The following is a 17627-nucleotide window of genomic DNA, read 5'->3' on the forward strand; positions in this document are numbered from 1 at the left end:
GCGGATCACTGGCATGAGTGATATGAATTCGACCCTTGCCGCTCTCGTCGGTAGCCGCATCTGTCACGACTTAGTATCGCCGATCGGAGCCATCAACAATGGTCTGGAACTGCTCCAGATGTCGGGCAATCCTTCTGGCCCTGAAATTGGACTGATCGGAGAAAGCGTTGACAATGCCAGTGCGCGTATCCGCTTTTTTCGCGTCGCCTTTGGTGCAGCAGGTGATCAGATGGTTGGTGCCGACGAGGTCCGCGCCACCCTTGGTGACCTATACGCGTCAAGTCGCCTGTCGCCAGAATGGCTGGTTGCGAAGGCGGTGCCGCGGGCGGAGGTGCGGCTTGTCTTTCTTGCGATCCTCTGCATTGAATCGGCGTTACCTTATGGCGGGCACATTGAAATCAAGGCCCAAGGCGGCAAGTGGTCACTGACAGCAGTTGCGGATCGCATAAATGTGGATCCGCCCCTTTGGGCTTTGCTTTCAGATCATTCCTTGACCTGCAAACTTATGCCTTCGCATGTACAATTTGCCTTGCTGCCCGCTGCCGCAAGGGATGCCGGACGTCTGATCACCTGTCAGTCAGACGAAGGCATGATCACAATCAACTTTTAGTCAGTTCCGGTTTTCAGGCGCGGATTGTGCCGTCACCTGTGACCAGATATTTGAAACTGGTCAGTTGTTTCGCACCCACCGGGCCACGGGCATGCATTTTTCCGGTCGCAATACCGATTTCCGCGCCCATGCCGAACTCTCCGCCATCGGCGAATTGTGTTGACGCGTTGTGCATGAGGATCGCGGAATCCAGTTGGTTCATGAAGGTCTGAACGGTTGCCGCATCTTCGGTGATTACGCAATCGGTGTGGTTGGACCCGTATTCGCGGATATAGGCGATGGCCTCTTCTACGCAATTGACCGTTCTTGCGGAAATGATCATGTCCAGATATTCGCGGCCCCAGTCTTCCTCTGTGGCTGGGATAACGCCGTCGATCTGCAGCAAGGATGCGCTGCCGCGCACTTCGACACCGGCGTGGATCAAGGCGCGCAGAATGCCCTGACCGATGGTTTTGATGATGTCCTCGTGAATCAACAGACATTCGACGGCGCCGCAAATTCCCGGGCGCCGCGTCTTGGCGTTCAAGACGATCTTCAACGCTTTTTCCGGGTCGGCGAATTTATCAATGTAGATATGAACGATGCCTTCGAGATGGGCAAAGACGGGTACACGCGCCTCGCGCTGGACCAACCCGACCAAGCCTTTGCCGCCACGTGGCACAATAACGTCAATCGTGTCGGTCATGGTCAGCATTTCAGTCACCGCGGCGCGATCACGGGTTGGCACCAGTTGTACTGCGTCTTCGGGAAGATTTGCATCTCGCAGCCCCTGTTGCAGGCAGGCGTGGATGGCACGCGAGGAATTATAGCCCTCGGAACCACCGCGCAGGATGACGGCATTGCCAGCCTTGAGGCATAGGGCACCGGCATCTGCCGTCACGTTGGGGCGACTTTCGTAGATCACACCAATCACACCCAGGGGGGTGCGCACCCGCTTGATGTTCAATCCAGACGGCTGCTCCCAATCGTCCAATACTTCACCAACGGGATCGGCCTGTTCGGCAACGCTGCGCAGTCCATCGATCATGCTCTGGATGCGCTCATCGTTCAGCATCAAGCGGTCCATCATTGCTTCTGACAGTCCCTTTTCGCGTCCGTATTCGAGATCGCGAGCATTGGCAGCAAGAATATCCTCACGCGTTTTCCAGACGTTTTCAGCGGAACTGATCAATGCGGCGTGTTTGCGTTCTGCTGTCGCGCTGGCCAGTTGTGCAGCCGCGGCTTTGGCACGGGCACCGATTTCGGCCATCAACTCAGGTATGTTTATATTTGTCATATGCTTCGGCCAATATTCCTGAAGGGTAATTTCACAGTGCCATGTCGTCGCGGTGGATCAACGCCGCACGACCCGGGTAGCCCAGGATCGTTTCGATTTGCGCGCTTTTACGCCCCTGAATGCGGGCCGCCTCGTCCGAGTTGTAGCGGCATAATCCTCTGCCGATGATCCGGTTGTCGGGGTCCAGGATAGCGATGCTGTCGCCCCGCTCGAACGGCCCGGCAACAGTTGTTACCCCGGCGGGCAGCAACGATTTCCCTTTGTTCAGCGCCGCAACCGCGCCTGCGTCCAACGTTACGGAACCGCGTGGTTTCATGGCCGCGATCCAGCGTTTTCGCGCGGCCTGCGGGTCGCTTTGTGCCGTGAACCACGTGGCATTTGCCCCGTTTTGCAGGGCTTGTAAGGGACGTAGTGCGAAACCGGCGGTGATGGCCATGGCACAGCCCGCAGCTGTTGCGGTCTTGGCCGCCATCAGTTTGGTTTTCATACCGCCCTTGCTGAGCCCCGAGCCGGCATCCCCGGCCATGCCTTCGATCTCGGCAGTGATGGAGTCGATGACCTCATAACGATGAGCGGTCGGGTCTTCGGCGGGGTTCGCGGTATAAAAACCGTCCACGTCTGACAGGAGGATCAGTTGATCGGCCCCCACGGTCACCGCGATCTGGGCGGCAAGCCGATCATTGTCACCAAAACGGATCTCATCTGTGGCGACGGTGTCGTTTTCATTTACGATTGGCACGACCCCGAGGCCAAGCAATTGTTCAAGTGTGGCGCGGCTGTTGAGATAACGGCGCCGATCAGCGGAGTCTTCAAGGGTGACCAGAACCTGTGCGGTCACGATGCCATGAGGTGCCAGGGCGTCCTCATAGGCACGTGCCAGCCTGATCTGCCCGACAGCGGCGGCGGCTTGGGATTGTTCCAGCGCCAAAGGCGTTGCAGGCAGACCCAAAACACCACGTCCCAAAGCGATCGAACCAGAAGAAACCAGCACCACATCAAGCCCGGATGCCTTTAGCCAGTGCACATCTTCGGCCAAGGCATGCAGCCAATCGGCCCTTAGGTTACCCGTCGTGCGGTTCACCAAAAGCGCGGAGCCGATTTTGACGACTACCCGCTTTGCATTCGTCAGGGTTGCCATTGAACAACATCCTCGGCAGGCCTTTTGCGCAGACGATCATCGTTGATTTCAGCGCGCAGGCTGCGGAGGACATCGACGACACCCTCACGGGCAACACCCGACATCAACATCACAGGCCCGTTTGAGGCTTTTTCTAACTCTTTTCTTTTGGCTGTGCGATCTTCTTCATCCAATGCGTCAATTTTATTCAGCACGGTAATTCGCGGTTTTGCGGCCAGATCGCCGCCGTAGGCTTCGACTTCAGTAATGATCGTTTGATAGTCCTCAACCAGAGTTTCTGAGGTTCCGTCAACCAGATGTAGCAGGACGGCACAACGTTCAACATGCCCTAAAAACAAATCGCCCAGGCCACGACCCTCGGAGGCACCTTCGATCAGGCCGGGAATGTCCGCGACGACAAATTCGGTATTGTCCACGCCGACCACACCCAAATTTGGGTGCAGGGTAGTAAAGGGATAGTCGGCGATTTTGGGGCGTGCGTTGGATGTTGCTGCCAGAAAGGTCGACTTGCCGGCATTCGGCAGTCCCAACAAGCCGACATCCGCAATCAGTTTCAAACGCAGCCACAGCGTCCGTTCCACCCCGTCCTGACCGGGGTTTGAGCGGCGCGGTGCCTGATTTGTCGCAGATTTGAAATGCAGGTTGCCCCAACCGCCATTGCCCCCACGCGCAAGTTCGACGCGCTGTCCCAATTCGGTGATGTCAACGATCACCGTTTCCTGATCCTCGTCCAGAATTTCGGTACCCACCGGCACCCGCAGCACAATGTCCTCGCCATCCTTGCCAGTGCGTTGCTTGCCCATGCCGGGCTGGCCATTCTTGGCAAAGAAATGTTGCTGATAGCGAAAATCAATCAGTGTGTTCAGCCCGTCGACCGCTTCGGCCCAGACCGAGCCACCCGTGCCACCATCGCCACCATCAGGACCACCATATTCGATATATTTTTCGCGGCGAAAAGAGATACAGCCCCCGCCGCCCGCGCCGGAACGGATGTAGACTTTGCACAGGTCGAGGAATTTCATTTCAGTGGCCTTTCGAGCGCGGCTACAGCTTGCGGCTATAGGTCCATGTGGGTACGGCAGCATCACGTGCCAGACAATAGGTTTCCGCGTCGCCAAGATAGACAAAACCGGCGTTGGTCATGACCTTGGCCGAGGCAGGATTGTCCTGAAATACGGTGCCGAACATCGCATCGTTGCGTTGTGGATTTGCCTCGACAAGAGCGAGCAAGGCATCCGAGGCGACATGGGTGTTCCAATAGGCCGGGGCAACCCAGAAGCCGACTTCGGACTGGTTGCGGTCCAGATGGGTCAGTGTGATCAGCCCCATGATGTCGGCACCGCCTGTTTTGCTGCCATCCATGGTCCAGCAATCAAAATCACGCGTGTCACTGGTTGCGCGGGTGATAAAGGCATCGATGGTGCCGGGGGGCAGCGGATGCGGGATTGACGTAGTGTTCTGGGCGACGCGCACATCTCCCGCATACATTTCAACCAGACCGAGATCCGACCGGCGTATAGGACGCAGGTTGAACCTTTCGGTTTCGATTTCGGGCTGATTAACTGTCGTTTGCGTCGTCATGCGTTATCCTCCTGCGAACAGTACGAACAAGACCGAGGCGACGGTGAGGCCAGCCAATGTCCACATCAAGTAAGGTTCTGCCGATGTGCCGCCAACTGTTTTGGCTATCCGGTCACCTGCTAATGTCCAGATAGGGTGCAGGATGATCTGACACAACAGCAGAACTGCGGCGATAGTTGCAGTGGCCGTCAATGTGGGCGTGCCAACACCGACAAATGCGGTGAACCCGCCAACAATCATGGCCCATGCCTTGGGGTTCAGCGGATGTACGATCAGGCCTGCAGCAAAGCCGGGCGGCTGGTTTGATCCGCTACCCTGCCCCAGTCGCAAATTTGCCACCTTCCATGCCAGCCAGATGATATAGGCCGCCGAGATGTATTTCAGCGATTGAAACAGCACAGGCATGCTATCAGCCAATTGCATAAGACCGAAACCGACAGGCCAGATGATCAACTGCTTGCCAAGGGCAACACCTGCAACAAATGGCAAAGCGGCACGAAAACCATAGCGCGCACCAGTGGCCATCAATGCCATATTGGCGGGACCTGGGGTCCCGATCTGAGAGGCGGCAAAGATGACAAGTGGACCCAAGGCAATGCTCATTGTCGGGCCTGCCAAGTGGATTTTGTCAGACACATTTTCTGGACCTGCACATCCTGTTTTAATGCAAGGCTTGGGGTTCCCTCGATCTTCAGGTTGGTAAACCCGAGTTTGTTGAGTACGCCGCGTGACGCCGTGTTGCCCAGTATATAACCCGATGACACCGGCTGATCGGAACGTGAAAAGTAATGCGCAACCAGCCCGCCTGCGGCTTCGCTGGCAAATCCATTTCCCCAGTGATCCGCGCCCAGCCAATAGCCAAGCTCATCCACCAAAGAGATGCCGCCAATCAGGTCATGCCCATGAGTAATCGCAAAAACGAGATCGTTTTGTGTGCTGTGCCTGTCAAAGAATTCAATCGCATCTGTACAGGTATAGGGGCGCGGTACACGGCTCAGCCATTTTGATACGTCCGGATGACCAAGCATGCGGACAACATCAGCTGCGTCCCCCGGCGGAAAACGGCGCAGCGTAATGCGCGACAGGTGCAAGGCCCCGTTTTCCAACGCAGACAGATTGTTTTGCGTCATTGCACCCCTCCTTTCTGACTGGTGGGCTTTGGGAGATCACACAAAAGCAAAAGGGACCGGCGTTTCCACCGATCCCTTGAATTTCTTCAAACCTTTTGGGTACGGCTTATTCTGCGGCTTCCGCCATCGGGAGAACAGAAATGAATGTGCGGTTTTTCAGACCTTTGTGAAAGGTCACGGCACCGTCAACAGTTGCAAAGATCGTGTGATCCTTGCCCATGCCAACGCCGTCGGCAGGCCAAAACTTGGTGCCGCGCTGACGCACGATGATGTTGCCGGGAATGACAGCTTCGCCGCCATATTTTTTCACACCAAGACGACGACCAGCTGAGTCGCGTCCGTTACGGGATGAGCCGCCTGCTTTTTTATGTGCCATTTGGTCTCTCCTTAACCTTTAGCCAGTTCTTTGGCCTGTGCGATCCAGTCTTCACGACCGACACGACCTTTGAATGACAGTTTCTCTTCGATAGCGTCTACATCCGCGTCTGTCCATGCAGCAATCTGAGCAAAGGTTGTAATGCCTTCGGCGTTCAATTTACCAACAATGACCGGACCAATGCCCGAGATTTCGGACAGATCGTCGCCGTCAGATTTCTTTGCAGCGGCTTTCTTTGGCGCTGCTTTTTTCTCTGCCTTTGGTTCTGCGTCAGCTTTTGGCGCAGCTTTCTTGGCGGCTTTGGGTGCGGCAGCTTTCTTGGCTTTCGCAGGCTTGGCAGCCTCGTCAGCGGATTTGCCCGTGATCGCGGCAACGGCAGCGGCGGAAACGGAACCTGTACCAACGGCGGCCATCACTTTGGATTTGCCGGCACCTGTCGCCAGAATGTCACCGATCTTGACCAGCGTCAGTTTCTGACGGTGACCCTTGGTGCGCTTGGAAGAGTGCTTACGACGGCGCTTGACGAAGTTGATAACCTTCTCGCCTTTGATCTGGTCGACAACTTCGGCCTGAACAGCGGCGTCTTCGATCAACGGGGCACCGACCTGAACCTTGTCGCCACCGAGCATCAGCACTTCATTGAATTGTACGGTTTCACCGGCATTTGCTGCAATACGTTCCACCCGAAGCATATCGCCCGAGGCTACCTTGTATTGCTTACCGCCAGTCTTGATGACTGCGAACATCGCGTCTTCCTTTGTCTATCCGCGTTCTGTGGTCCCCGTCAGGGTGTTTTGAACCAGCATCCTCGCTGTGTTCACCTCGAACAGCGCGCCCTTGGGGCGTCATTGAAAAAAGTCCCGAAACAGGGAGTCCTGTCAGGATTGGCGCTTATTGGGGGTAAAGACCGTGTAAGTCAAGCAGCTTTGCCATGCTAATGTGACGTTTCAGGCCTCCACCAAAGCCAGGGGTCTTGTGTTTGCTGCATGACCTTGCGGCAGCGCACATTTTGACCCCCAAAACGCCCGATACCCGTCGCATTTCGCAAAGAGTGTGATCAGATCAAGTTCGTAACGAGTAAGACGATGTCCATGCACTTTCCCGAACCGGTTTACGTCGGTGACGGAAAGTGATCAGAGCGGCAGGCGTTGCATTTGGGTTTCCTGGGAAACAACTTATGCGACGCCGTCGCACCCTGCGCCTAAAGTTCCTTTGCCGTCATGTTCAAGGCTACCGTGCGCCCCAAAGCATAGGAAATGTCCTCGTAGGCTTTACCGAACCCGTTGAACAATGCCCTGTTCAGCGCCTGTCCTGCGGGGGTCTTGGCAAATGCAATATAGGTGCGCAGATCATCATCGGTAAGCGGATGATAGGCCAGCAACAGAAAGCCATGCAGCCATTCGCTGGTGTCGCGACTGCTTTCCTCGATGTCACCTGCCGCATCTTTCAGCATTTCTTCTTCGGTCATTTCTATGGCGTTGCCATCCACCATCCCGCGCAGGAACTGATAGTTCGAATTCAAGGCGCTGGTAACATTGCGCGTGATCATATCACCGCTTTTGACATATTCCTCGATCAACATCAGACGCGGGTCATCTTGTCCCTCAGACGAGATGAAACGGCCACGGGCCGCTGCTTCGACATCTTTGTCCTGGATTGCGCGGCGTGCGGCGTTTTCAAGCTCGACAATCTGCGTTCCCTTTTCACTGGCATAGAATGAAATCACTTCTTCCAGTTCCGCGCCTTTCAATTCCTGTTCCAGCTCTGCACGCACAAGTTCTACCATGAGTGCGGGTTCATAAATGCGGCTGACCTGTAGGGCCCAACCCGCACCGCCCTGCCCGTTCAACATTTCGTCGTTCAGGTCTTGCGTCTGTGCGATGCCCTCTTCGCTGAGGATCTCGGCGGCCTCGTGCAGTTTCAGGACATCGACCAGGACATTCATCCGCGCGTCGGCCAGGGCACTCAAGGTGCTCAACGCCCAGAAAACCGGCCACAGCAAAAGGAACTTGCGCATCACAAGTCCTGACTTGGTTGCATCGAAGAGAGCCGCTGGGCGACAACTTCAAAACGGTTTGCCTGGATTTCGAATTGAACGGCATTCATCAGGGCATAGACCTTTTGCATCTCGGGTTCTGCCAATGCCTCGGCGTAGGCCGCGATCTCTGCATCAGAAAACGATTGATAGGTATAGGCGGCATTGGCCAGGGCGCTGGTCTTGATGGCAGTGCGCATTTCGCTTTCCTGACTGCGCATCGCTTCGCGCAGGTCGGGTTCATCCATCTGGAGTTCAATCACCCCGGCAGCCGCAGCGGCCAACAAGAACCTGATTTGCACCTCCTGGATTGCGCGGATGGAACTGTCCGCGACATCGCTTGCCTCGTTCAACGCCGAAAGTAAGGCGACACGCGGTGAACCGATGCGTACCAAACCGTCAATGATCGACGTGCCACTTTCGGATTTCAGGCTGTCATCCTCAAACATATGCGAGGCGTTTTCAGCCACCACCAATCGCTGTCCGAGATCAGAAGCATAGAAATCGGCCGCATGGGCCAACAGATCATCGCTGAGTGTTTCTGAGAGGATCTCAAGCGCCATGTCGTGCATGAGATCCGTTTTGAAGACTTCGCTGACCAGGCGCGACCATTCGGATCCGAAATCATCGGCGCTCAGCCCCAGCATCTGCGGCGCGGAATCCGCAGAGAGCCGGATGCTTTCCAGAGCGACATCAAATCCGGTTACTTCCAGGAAAGCCTCCAACCGTTCGGTTTCTGCGGCACGAACGGTATGGGTTTGTAATACAAGGGCAGACAGACATAACAGCGAAAGGGCCAGCAGAGGTCTGCGGAACAAGGCAAGCATTGAATAATCCTTTTTACTGAAGGCAATGTAGTCTGCAATTGTGGGTGATCCAAGTCGCGGCGCGATCAAATTCCAGATAGGTAGACGGGTTTGTTATTGCGGCCATCCTATATCGTTTTTCAGCTATGAACACTGCCCTTCGTCCTGTTGCTTTAACCAGATCAGATCGCCGTTGGCATGACCTAAAAGGCCAAACAGCGTGAAATAGCGGGCGGTGCGGACCAGCCCGGTGGCTGCATTTATACTGCCAATTTGATTTGCCACCTCGGTGCATCGACCGTGCCGGGTGATGTTTGTTCCCCCGTATTTCACATAAATTACTTGACCAAACGGAACTGCCATTGGATGTTCGGTCTGGTATTTCGTCTTTTGTTTTACGGTTTTTTCGCCGTTTCACGATTTTGAAAAAACTGATCCACGTCGTGCACCATATTCTGTGCATCGAAATCAGAGCTGATAATTCATTTTGCGCCGCCTTTGCGCGCTTCTTCTTTTGGAGACCTGTAACATGTCCAAGTACGCTGTCGCCGGCCAAGACCTCAAGAAACTACTGACCAAATCCAAACAAAAGCCGGTCAATTTTGCATATGCGCCAGGCAAAACCCCTGCTGATGACTATCTGGGCATGGACAGGATCAAAGCCAGCACAGCCATCTTGAAGGAAGCTAAAGCGGAAATGGGCGGCAAGGTCGCCTCGGGAACCGTCACTTTGGACGGGCGCGATGTGAAACTGACCTGCGAGACGTTGATCCCCAACCTTGCCAAGAAGTTCAAGAAGCACCTCAAGGTCTATAAAATCACTTTCAACGTTATCGTGATGGACATTGATGGCACGGTTCTGGAATCTGACCTTGAAGAACAGGAAGATGATGGTCCACCACGGGAGGACCCTGTTGCGGGGCAAACCGGTGCACCCGTTCCGCCACCACCGCCGCCGCAGCTTGATAATGCCCCGGCTGAGGATGAAGTGGTTGATGACGGCCTCAAGGGCTGGTTGACGGACCGACTCAAGCGTTTGGTACCCGAAGTGAAGAAATTCGCCGCCATCAATCCGGTTGGCGGGCCACGCGTGGTCAAGGGTATGCAGGACGCTCAGAAGTTGCTGTCAAAGAACATACTGGACAAGGCCGAGCAATTGATCGGCAATCTTGAGAAACTTCTGAAGGTAACGCCTCCGCCCAAAGCCCCACCGATGCCGCAAGCCTCCGCCGAGACAGTGCCCGCTCCGCCGCCCACAGACATCGAAGCGGTACGTAGAAAGCTGCAGCAGGCCTATGATCAACTGGCAGGTGACCTTGAGCAGTTTCTCAAACGCGCAGCCCCTTCCAAGTCTGGCAAGGCAAGCCAATTGGCGGCGGCATTCCGGCAAGAAATCACCGGAACCGACATGAAGAAAGCGGCAACTCTGGTGTCCGCCTTGAAAAAGTTCGTTGAGGGCAACCAGGCGAACTTGCCGGCTCTTTCCCAGGCGGCATTGGCAAAAGAAGCCGTCGCGGTGGCGACCGGCCCTGCCCCAGCCGAACGATATGAACAATCCGCTGGTATCATGAACAAATACCCCAAGGGAGCGAATGCCGCCCGTACTGCGATGGACGGCTTTGCCGCGATTCTGGGAGATCAGCCTGTCACCGACGATCTGATTGCCCAGGCCAAGGTTGATATCGACGCCGCACAAAAGGTATTGGATGCCGCCAAAGAGCGCCTGGCAAAGGCACAGGCGTTGCCGGACGGTGAGGCCAAGATCAAAGCCATCGCACAAGAACAGGGGGATGTCAGCGCTGCCGAAGAAAGGTTGGCGGCAACCAAATCCTTTGAGAAGGCCGCAATTTCAAAGAAGGCATTGGTCGAGGCACTGGCCTTTGGCCCACTCTCTGCAAATTCCGGTCAAAGCCTGTCGGATGAGGCTGCAGCGGCCTTGATCACCGGGTTTACCCGCGACCCATCCCTTGCCAAGGCCGCTCTCGATGCGGCATCAACCGGTGCATATCCGGATGCTGTGGCGCTGAACCTTGCCGCAGTGATCGACGCTAAAGAAACCAACTTTGCCTCGGATACAGGGCGTCACTTCACCAACCCAAAATTCAGCGATCATTATGCCAAGCAACTGTTGGAGATGGGTGCCAATACAGGGCCAGCTTTCTTTGAGCGTATGCCCGATTATGTCAATTCCGGCCGCCAGTTCAATGCCGATCCCCTGCAGGAAAACGGTATCACCGATCCCGCCGCACGGGCGCAAATCCGATCTGTCGCGGTTGGCGCGGCCTTGCTGAACAGTTCAGGCGAGATTGATACAACTTCGCAAGCGGCAAAGGATGCGATTGGTGATTTACTGTTTAACCCGCGCTCATTGAAAAACCCAACACCTGCGATGAACGAGCATGTGATCAAGACGCTCAACACCTTTAACGATCCGACCACCGGTGCAAAAGCGAATGCTGTTCTGAGCGATATTCCCGATGAAACGCCTGCGAACTCAAAAACACTGGTGCGCCGTGCATTGCGCAAGGGGGCGACAGATACGGTTGGCAAAGCCGATGTACAAAAGGCCGTACTTGCCTCGATGCTGAAGCCACTGGATCAGGGTCCGGTTGGATCGTGCTTTTCAACAGCGCCCTGTCGACGCATGCGTGAAACCGATCCGATTTCTGCGATGGAAGCCTATGCATCAATCGCCGGAACCGGCAAATACAAACCTGCCAACGGGCCTGAAGTGCCTATCGTCACGCGTATTCCCGCCAACGAAGACCCGATCATGCGCAGTTGGGAATATTCCATGGCGACCTCAACGGCGCGTGCAGCAGGCTCGAACGAGCGCGACCGTGTCAAAGGTTTGACAAATGGAGCAATGAACAGCCTTGGCGGTGGCATCAATGATTTCCTCGTTCGTCGTGCCAAAAGCGCTGGTGGGATCAAGGGTTTTGCCAAGGGCAACCTTGAAAAGCTGCAAGCCAAAGGTCGTCTCAAGGAGTTGAAGAAAAAGGTCAGCGAAGAAGTCGATCTTGTCTACGATCCCAATTCGACGATTGTGGCCGCGTCAGACGGCAAATCTTCGACCGGTCGCTATGTGCTGCGCCGCAAGGACAATGGCAACGACATCACAACGCCGGACGCATTTGGCGATTATATCGCTGATCAGGCTATCGAAGCTTATGGTATTGACCCCACATCACAGGAAGCGAGCGATTTACGTGACCTGTGCAAGGAACCGGCCTTCCTCGATTCGATGAAATCTGGCGATACCGCACCTTGGGCCATGTCTTCGGGCGGGCAGACCACCGCTGCAACCCAGACGCTGTTTGGCAAGGGCCTTAAGGACAAGGTCATTACAGCCAGGGGCGCAACTACGGACGACACTGCCGATCGCACAGAACAAATATTGACGGACCTTCTGGGCAGTTTTGATGGTTCCGACGCAGAAATGATCACGATCAAGACCGTCGGTATTCACGGGTTCAACGCTCTGCCCAACGATCCCTCACTTGAGCCGTTGCAGCGCGGCGGGAAATCCAAACTGGCAGAAAACATCAAACGGGAATTGATTGATCGTGCCGAAGCCATGCATGACAAAACCTACGATGTCGACAAGACCGGCTATCTTTATGACAAGATCGCAGCCCAAACAGCGGCCGAAATCGGTGATCGGACAATCCGGCGAAAACTTCGTGCGGCCCTGGTCGCCCGACGCCCGACAGTTGGTCAAACCCCCGCCGAAATAAACACTGGTATTCTCGCCGCAATTACCGATGCCAAACCGCATTTCCCGCCGACCAAGGCCGATGTTTGGGAGAGAATTCTCAAGGCGAATGCAACTGGCAAAACTCAGACTGCAATCATTCAGGACGAAGGAGCGCCCGAATTCGTGATCGCCGACAGCAATTGGGGCAGTTCTACCAGCCACACGTTTTTTGTTGTTGCTCCGGACCCGATCAGCGGGGAAATGGCAATGTTTGAAAAGACAATTCCACCCGGTTCGCTACGCCCCTCGGATCGTGACTGGACAGATGCGAAATGGGCTGCGATCAAATGACCAAGACTTATGAAAGGTTTCCATCATGACAGATGACATTCCACAAATCATCCTGGGCCTTGGCGAGGACAGCGAATACGTTGTGATGGTTGGCGCGGAGGAGGCCGAAGCGACGACGCTGGCGACCCTGATGAAATTGGCCCCCGAATTGCGCAAACCCGAGGCGGCAGCAGAAGCCGCCCGCGCCATCAACTACCTGAGTCAGGGTGCCGCATTTCGGGTGATCGAAGATCCGGCTGCTTTTGAGGCCCAATACCGCAAGACACTCGCCTCGGAAGATCCCAATGCCCCCTGGGCTGAAGGTGTTATCCGCCTGTCCGACTATGGCGTTCCCGATTTCACCACGATCAAGGCCCCCGGCATCACAGGGACGGTCCTTACATATTTTGCCGTCGACGACATGCTTGGCCTGCCCTACAGGATCGAAGTTGATCTGGGGTCTTCCAACATGTCTGTCACCGATGACCAATACAAGGCGTTGGATCTCGAACCGCTCGAGTTTGGCGACGAACAGCAAATGCCGACTCCTGTGAATCCTGAAGAAGACGATTTGTCAAAGATGATGGAGTCCGGGATTGCCGGTGATGACTAGCGGCTAGCACTGCTCTGTCAGTGCCAGTTTACATGGCGACGCTTGCATTTTTTGCAGCGGGCGTCGCCTGCCGCTGGACAGCCAGGTTTTGCCTGTTGCGGTAAAGGAAAGTTGATTGATTTTGGTTTGCTTATACAAAGCTGTTGATTTAGCTGGGTTTCGCTGTGAGGAAGGCCTTAATTCAACGCGAACGGCTATGCAGGCCGGTTTTTTCATTCGGAGCCAATCAATTGAGCATTGCTTATCTTGTTACCCATTCCGGCGGCTTTCATGCGGATGAGGTGCTATCTACTGTGGTGCTCTCCCGCCTGTTTCCTGATGCAGAGCTGAAGCGCACCCGCGAGCTTGACTGGCTGACCCCTGCATCAGACAGGATCATCTATGATGTCGGTGGTGATTTTGATGCGCAAGCCAAGATCTTTGACCATCATCAACGCCCCTGTCCACTGCGCGAGGATGGTCGCCCGCTCAGTTCTTTTGGTTTGATCTGGCAGCACTACGGCCGCGGGTATTTGGCGGCTATGGAGGTGCCCGCGGCGGACATAGAAGAAATTCATCAGGCCTTTGACACAAAATTTGTTCTGCCGATTGATCTGCTGGACAACGGTGCCCTGGAACCATCTGTTGCCGGACCGCTGTCGTCGCTGACCTTGCCCACGTTGATCGGCAGTTTGAAACCCGTATTTGATGATCCTTCGCCCACAGCGGAAGACGAAGCGTTCAGGATAGCCTTGTCAATCGCGCGCCACTTTGTCGAAGCCTGTGTCAGAAACCTTGCCGCCAAGGCTCGTGCCCGGAGTGTTGTGGCGGCAGCGGTGGAAAACGCCGGCGATTCAGCGATCCTGGAGTTGCCTATGGGCATGCCCTACCTGTCGGTACTTGAAAGATCGGGGGCCGATCATATTCTGTTTGTCGTCAATCCACGCGGTGCAGACTGGACGTTGAATGGCATCAAACTGTCGAATGACACTTTTGATCAACGAGCCGATCTGCCTGCCAACTGGGCCGGCCTGACCGACAGCGACCTTGAGGCTGCATGTGGGGTCAAGGGGGCCAAGTTTTGTCACAACGCCCGTTTTCTTGCGGTTGCTGACTCCCGTGATGCAATCTTGAAAATGGCTGACCTGGCAGTGAGTGAAGTGCTGCAGTCTGTTGGCGGCGATAAACTGTAGACCCACCGCCACCGTCTGGAGCAATGTAAACGCGGGTTTGCGTTCGGTACCAGCACGCCTACAATCAAGCACCATAGCTGACAGGATTGCCCATGGAACTTGACACAATTACCCCCTTCACACCGATTGCATCCCTGATCGGCGGCATTTTGATCGGGTTGAGCGCCATCATCGTGATGGCTGTTTTTGGGCGCATTGCCGGCGTTTCGGGCATCACCGGCACTGTTTTGAATGCGGTAGGAACCCCAGATCGGGGAAAAACCGACCTTGGGTGGCGTGTGGCCTTTATTGCCGGTTTGATTGCTGCCCCGCTTGGTTATGCCGCGACCACCGGCATCGGGGTCTCCCAGACGGTGCCAGGATCGTTGATCGGGATGGCCGTGGCCGGCGGCATCGTCGGCATCGGCACATCAATTGGATCGGGATGCACCTCGGGGCATGGCGTCTGTGGATTGGCGCGTCTGTCCCTGCGGTCCCTTGTGGCAGTGCTGATCTTTATGGCCAGCGCGATGCTGACTGTTTTTGTGCTTCGGCACGTGGTTTGAAGGAGATCATCATGCGCATTCTGATGGGGTTGATTGCGGGTTTGGTTTTTGGCGCGGGGTTGGTTGTGTCAGGCATGTCCGACCCGGCCAAGGTTTTGAATTTTCTGGATATTGCCGGCACATGGGACCCGTCGCTCGCATTTGTCATGGGCGGAGCTTCGATCACGGCATTTCTGGGATACCGTCTGGTGCTGCGCCTACCGGCCCCAAGGTTGGACAGGTCATTCCATCTACCCAGGACAAGGCAGATCGACAGGCGTCTGGTTCTCGGCGCGGTATTGTTTGGATTGGGCTGGGGGATTGGCGGCTTCTGTCCCGGACCGGCGTGGACCGCCCTGCTCTTGCTCGCGCCGGGAACGTTGGTTTTCATTCCGATGATGTTGTTGGGTCTATGGCTTGGCCCAAAACTCGCGGCGCGCTTGTGAGTGACGCCTGATCGTCGCGACCTTGCCGCAGCCAAGCCTTATTCCCGTTGCAAAAGCGAGATTGATTCAAGAGGCGACTGATTATGGAAGACATGGAAAACAAAAGGTCAGGCAAACATGACAAGATGTTTGCGCTGTTGCGCCAGGAAGATCTTTGTGAGGAAAGACGCAAACGTGCCATCGCCACTGCGCAACGCTATCTGGACGAGGATACGGCGCATCAGTTTCTCCTGCGCGGGTTGTCGTCGCTGCGGCCATGGGTAGAGGGGCGCAAGGATGCAGAAAACAAACAGCCGAGGAAGTAACCGCAATACCTGATCCTGCACCGATTAGAAAAACGCGCTGGCATCCAGCCCAACAGTTATGGCACCCACGACCCTTCCTGTGTCCGGGTCAGTGACCGAAAAGGACACCTGCCCCTGATAGCGTTGTGTGCTTTCGTCCAGTCGGATGTCGTCAATAAAGACCGCGCCTGAGCCTTTGGAAAATGTTTCCTGAAATTTGGTCTCATCGCCTTGCCAGTAGTCCGAGGTGACGTTGCTGACAGCAACATTCAACCCCTTGTGATCCATCACGATCACTTCCGTGATGCGACCGTTAGAGTGTTCCAGACGTTCACGCAGAAACATGGAAAGCGGTGTATTCAGCACGCGGTCTACAAATGGTGAAGCAGCCTGACCAATCTCGGCGCGCCAGGCCGCGTCGCGTGTGATGATTTCGGTTTCTGACAGATCGCGGGTTTGTCGGTTCTGGGCGTTGATTGCATGCACGATTTGGATGTTGTTGATCCATTTCATGAGGTCGTCGTAAATGTATTGCGACATTGCAGGGGGTATTTCCGCCGCCTGGGCCAGCGGTGCCGCAATTACCGCAAGCGTATGTAACGTATATCTGAACATTGGGGTTCCTTTGGTCTGGGCCATGCAGGCGGATCAAGGTCGCTTGCGCAACCAGATTAAGGGGGCCTGTTTTAAAAGCAGGTAAAAGGCTGATCCAGAATTCTTGTTTTATTCTTCACGTAAACATTTGAAATAAATAAATTTAGTTAAGTTTTCCGCGGGAGGACGATTGATTGACAGTGACATCCATCGCATTTGGTCATAATGCCGGGGTTTTCGACCCAAATGGGCCAAAGCGGAAGCATCCGACAATCACCGGGTTTCTCCCTTGAACCCCAGGGCCACGACAAATTTTTCGGAACTGTCCGAGCGGCTGGATGGAGGTTTGATGTTGTGAACCTTGGTAAAGCGCTGTTTGAGCAGCTTTTGCAGGTCCCCTTCTGCACCACCTGCAAGCACCTTGGCAACAAAGGTGCCGCCCTCGTCCAACACGTCAAATGCGAAATAGGCTGCTGCCTCGCATAGTGCCATGATCTTGAGGTGGTCGGTCTTCTTATGTCCTGACGAAGAGGCCGCCATGTCCGACATCACTACATCCGCCTTGCCGCCCAACAATTCCTTGACCCGCTGATCTGCATCACCTTCCATAAAGTCGATGACATGCAGTTCGCAGCCTGCGATCGGTTCCATTTCCTGTAGGTCAATGCCAAGGATCGTACCCACGGCCTTGCCTCCGCGTTCGCCTAATACGTTGGAACGTTTTACCGCGACCTGACACCAGCCTCCAGGTGCCGCACCCAAATCAACGATCCGTGCGCCCGGAACGAGGAACCTGAACTTGTCGTCCAGCTCCATGATCTTGTAGGCGGCCCGGCCACGATAGCCTTCCTTCTTGGCGCGCTGAACATAGGGGTCGTTCAATTGGCGTTGCAGCCAACGGGTTGAACTGGTGGTGCGTCCGCGTGCAGATTTGACCTTTACTTTCAATTCGCGCTGACCACGCCCGGAAGTGTTCTTGCCGGTGGGGGTCTTGCCTGTTGGTGTCTTGGCCATC

The 17627-nt window shown here is 55.3% G+C and carries 20 protein-coding genes; 7 read left to right on the plus strand and 13 right to left on the minus strand.

From position 1 onward, the window contains the following. Window positions 1–13: 13 nt before the first annotated feature. The gene (locus OS190_RS09205; protein WP_267158400.1) at window positions 14–610 is read left to right on the plus strand and encodes a histidine phosphotransferase family protein; all 597 of its coding nucleotides are present in this window, start codon (window positions 14–16) and stop codon (window positions 608–610) included. A gap of 13 nt (window positions 611–623) precedes the next feature. Here OS190_RS09205 and OS190_RS09210 read toward each other — a convergent pair whose 3' ends face one another. The 11 genes from OS190_RS09210 to OS190_RS09260 all read right to left on the minus strand — a co-directional run bounded on the left by OS190_RS09210 (window position 624) and on the right by OS190_RS09260 (window position 9315). Continuing rightward, window positions 624–1886, minus strand: coding sequence for a glutamate-5-semialdehyde dehydrogenase (locus tag OS190_RS09210; RefSeq protein WP_267158401.1), 1263 nt, complete (start codon window positions 1884–1886; stop codon window positions 624–626). A 31-nt stretch (window positions 1887–1917) separates the two neighbouring features. Beyond that, window positions 1918–3024, minus strand: coding sequence for a glutamate 5-kinase (proB, locus tag OS190_RS09215; protein WP_267158402.1), 1107 nt, complete (start codon window positions 3022–3024; stop codon window positions 1918–1920). Continuing rightward, window positions 3012–4046 carry a GTPase ObgE gene (gene obgE / locus OS190_RS09220; protein ID WP_267158403.1) on the minus strand — a complete coding sequence of 345 codons (1035 nt, stop codon included), beginning with the start codon at window positions 4044–4046 and terminating at the stop codon, window positions 3012–3014. Before obgE ends, proB begins: the two co-directional genes overlap by 13 nt. Window positions 4047–4068: 22 nt before the next feature. Then, window positions 4069–4605, minus strand: a complete 537-nt coding sequence (locus OS190_RS09225) for a GNAT family N-acetyltransferase (RefSeq protein WP_267158404.1) — start codon at window positions 4603–4605, stop codon at window positions 4069–4071. Between the two features lie 3 nt (window positions 4606–4608). After that, the gene (locus OS190_RS09230) at window positions 4609–5208 is read right to left on the minus strand and encodes a LysE family translocator (protein ID WP_267158405.1); all 600 of its coding nucleotides are present in this window, start codon (window positions 5206–5208) and stop codon (window positions 4609–4611) included. Next, window positions 5205–5735: a GNAT family N-acetyltransferase gene (locus OS190_RS09235; protein WP_267158406.1), complete on the minus strand. Its 531-nt coding sequence runs from the start codon at window positions 5733–5735 to the stop codon at window positions 5205–5207. Before OS190_RS09235 ends, OS190_RS09230 begins: the two co-directional genes overlap by 4 nt. A 106-nt stretch (window positions 5736–5841) precedes the next feature. Further along, window positions 5842–6111 carry a 50S ribosomal protein L27 gene (gene rpmA, locus OS190_RS09240; protein ID WP_267158407.1) on the minus strand — a complete coding sequence of 90 codons (270 nt, stop codon included), beginning with the start codon at window positions 6109–6111 and terminating at the stop codon, window positions 5842–5844. Window positions 6112–6122: 11 nt separating this feature from the next. Beyond that, window positions 6123–6857: a 50S ribosomal protein L21 gene (locus tag OS190_RS09245; RefSeq protein ID WP_267158408.1), complete on the minus strand. Its 735-nt coding sequence runs from the start codon at window positions 6855–6857 to the stop codon at window positions 6123–6125. Between the two features lie 455 nt (window positions 6858–7312). Beyond that, on the minus strand, window positions 7313–8128 hold the full coding sequence (locus OS190_RS09250) for a DUF2059 domain-containing protein (RefSeq protein ID WP_267158409.1): 816 nt from the start codon (window positions 8126–8128) through the stop codon (window positions 7313–7315). Then, window positions 8128–8973: a DUF2059 domain-containing protein gene (locus OS190_RS09255; RefSeq protein WP_267158410.1), complete on the minus strand. Its 846-nt coding sequence runs from the start codon at window positions 8971–8973 to the stop codon at window positions 8128–8130. The genes OS190_RS09250 and OS190_RS09255 overlap by 1 nt, the downstream gene beginning before the upstream one ends. Before the next feature lie 123 nt (window positions 8974–9096). After that, complete coding sequence (locus OS190_RS09260) at window positions 9097–9315, minus strand: hypothetical protein (protein WP_267158411.1); 219 nt, start codon at window positions 9313–9315, stop codon at window positions 9097–9099. Between the two features lie 166 nt (window positions 9316–9481). On the opposite strand from OS190_RS09260, the gene OS190_RS09265 reads away from it, so the two are divergent. The 6 genes from OS190_RS09265 (at window position 9482) to OS190_RS09290 (ending at window position 16039) form a co-directional block, all read left to right on the plus strand. Beyond that, on the plus strand, window positions 9482–13000 hold the full coding sequence (locus OS190_RS09265) for a YbbN family protein (protein WP_267158412.1): 3519 nt from the start codon (window positions 9482–9484) through the stop codon (window positions 12998–13000). A 25-nt stretch (window positions 13001–13025) separates the two neighbouring features. Beyond that, on the plus strand, window positions 13026–13592 hold the full coding sequence (locus OS190_RS09270; protein ID WP_267158413.1) for a hypothetical protein: 567 nt from the start codon (window positions 13026–13028) through the stop codon (window positions 13590–13592). A 230-nt stretch (window positions 13593–13822) separates the two neighbouring features. Beyond that, a complete protein-coding gene (locus tag OS190_RS09275; RefSeq protein ID WP_267158414.1) occupies window positions 13823–14764 on the plus strand; it encodes an MYG1 family protein in 942 nt (313 codons plus the stop codon). 92 nt (window positions 14765–14856) lie between these two features. Beyond that, entirely contained in the window at window positions 14857–15309 is a 453-nt protein-coding gene (locus OS190_RS09280; protein ID WP_267158415.1) for a YeeE/YedE family protein, read from the plus strand. Window positions 15310–15320: 11 nt separating this feature from the next. After that, the gene (locus OS190_RS09285) at window positions 15321–15734 is read left to right on the plus strand and encodes a DUF6691 family protein (protein ID WP_267158416.1); all 414 of its coding nucleotides are present in this window, start codon (window positions 15321–15323) and stop codon (window positions 15732–15734) included. Between the two features lie 83 nt (window positions 15735–15817). Next, entirely contained in the window at window positions 15818–16039 is a 222-nt protein-coding gene (locus tag OS190_RS09290) for a hypothetical protein (protein WP_267158417.1), read from the plus strand. A gap of 24 nt (window positions 16040–16063) precedes the next feature. Here the strand turns inward: OS190_RS09290 and OS190_RS09295 are convergent, their stop codons facing one another. Both OS190_RS09295 and OS190_RS09300 read right to left on the minus strand, forming a co-directional pair. Next, a complete protein-coding gene (locus tag OS190_RS09295; protein ID WP_267158418.1) occupies window positions 16064–16633 on the minus strand; it encodes a hypothetical protein in 570 nt (189 codons plus the stop codon). Window positions 16634–16885: 252 nt separating this feature from the next. Beyond that, entirely contained in the window at window positions 16886–17626 is a 741-nt protein-coding gene (locus tag OS190_RS09300) for an RlmE family RNA methyltransferase (RefSeq protein WP_267158419.1), read from the minus strand. Window position 17627 lies beyond the last annotated feature (1 nt).

The organism is Sulfitobacter sp. F26204, from assembly GCF_026410305.1.
Classification (GTDB): Bacteria; Pseudomonadota; Alphaproteobacteria; order Rhodobacterales; family Rhodobacteraceae; genus Sulfitobacter.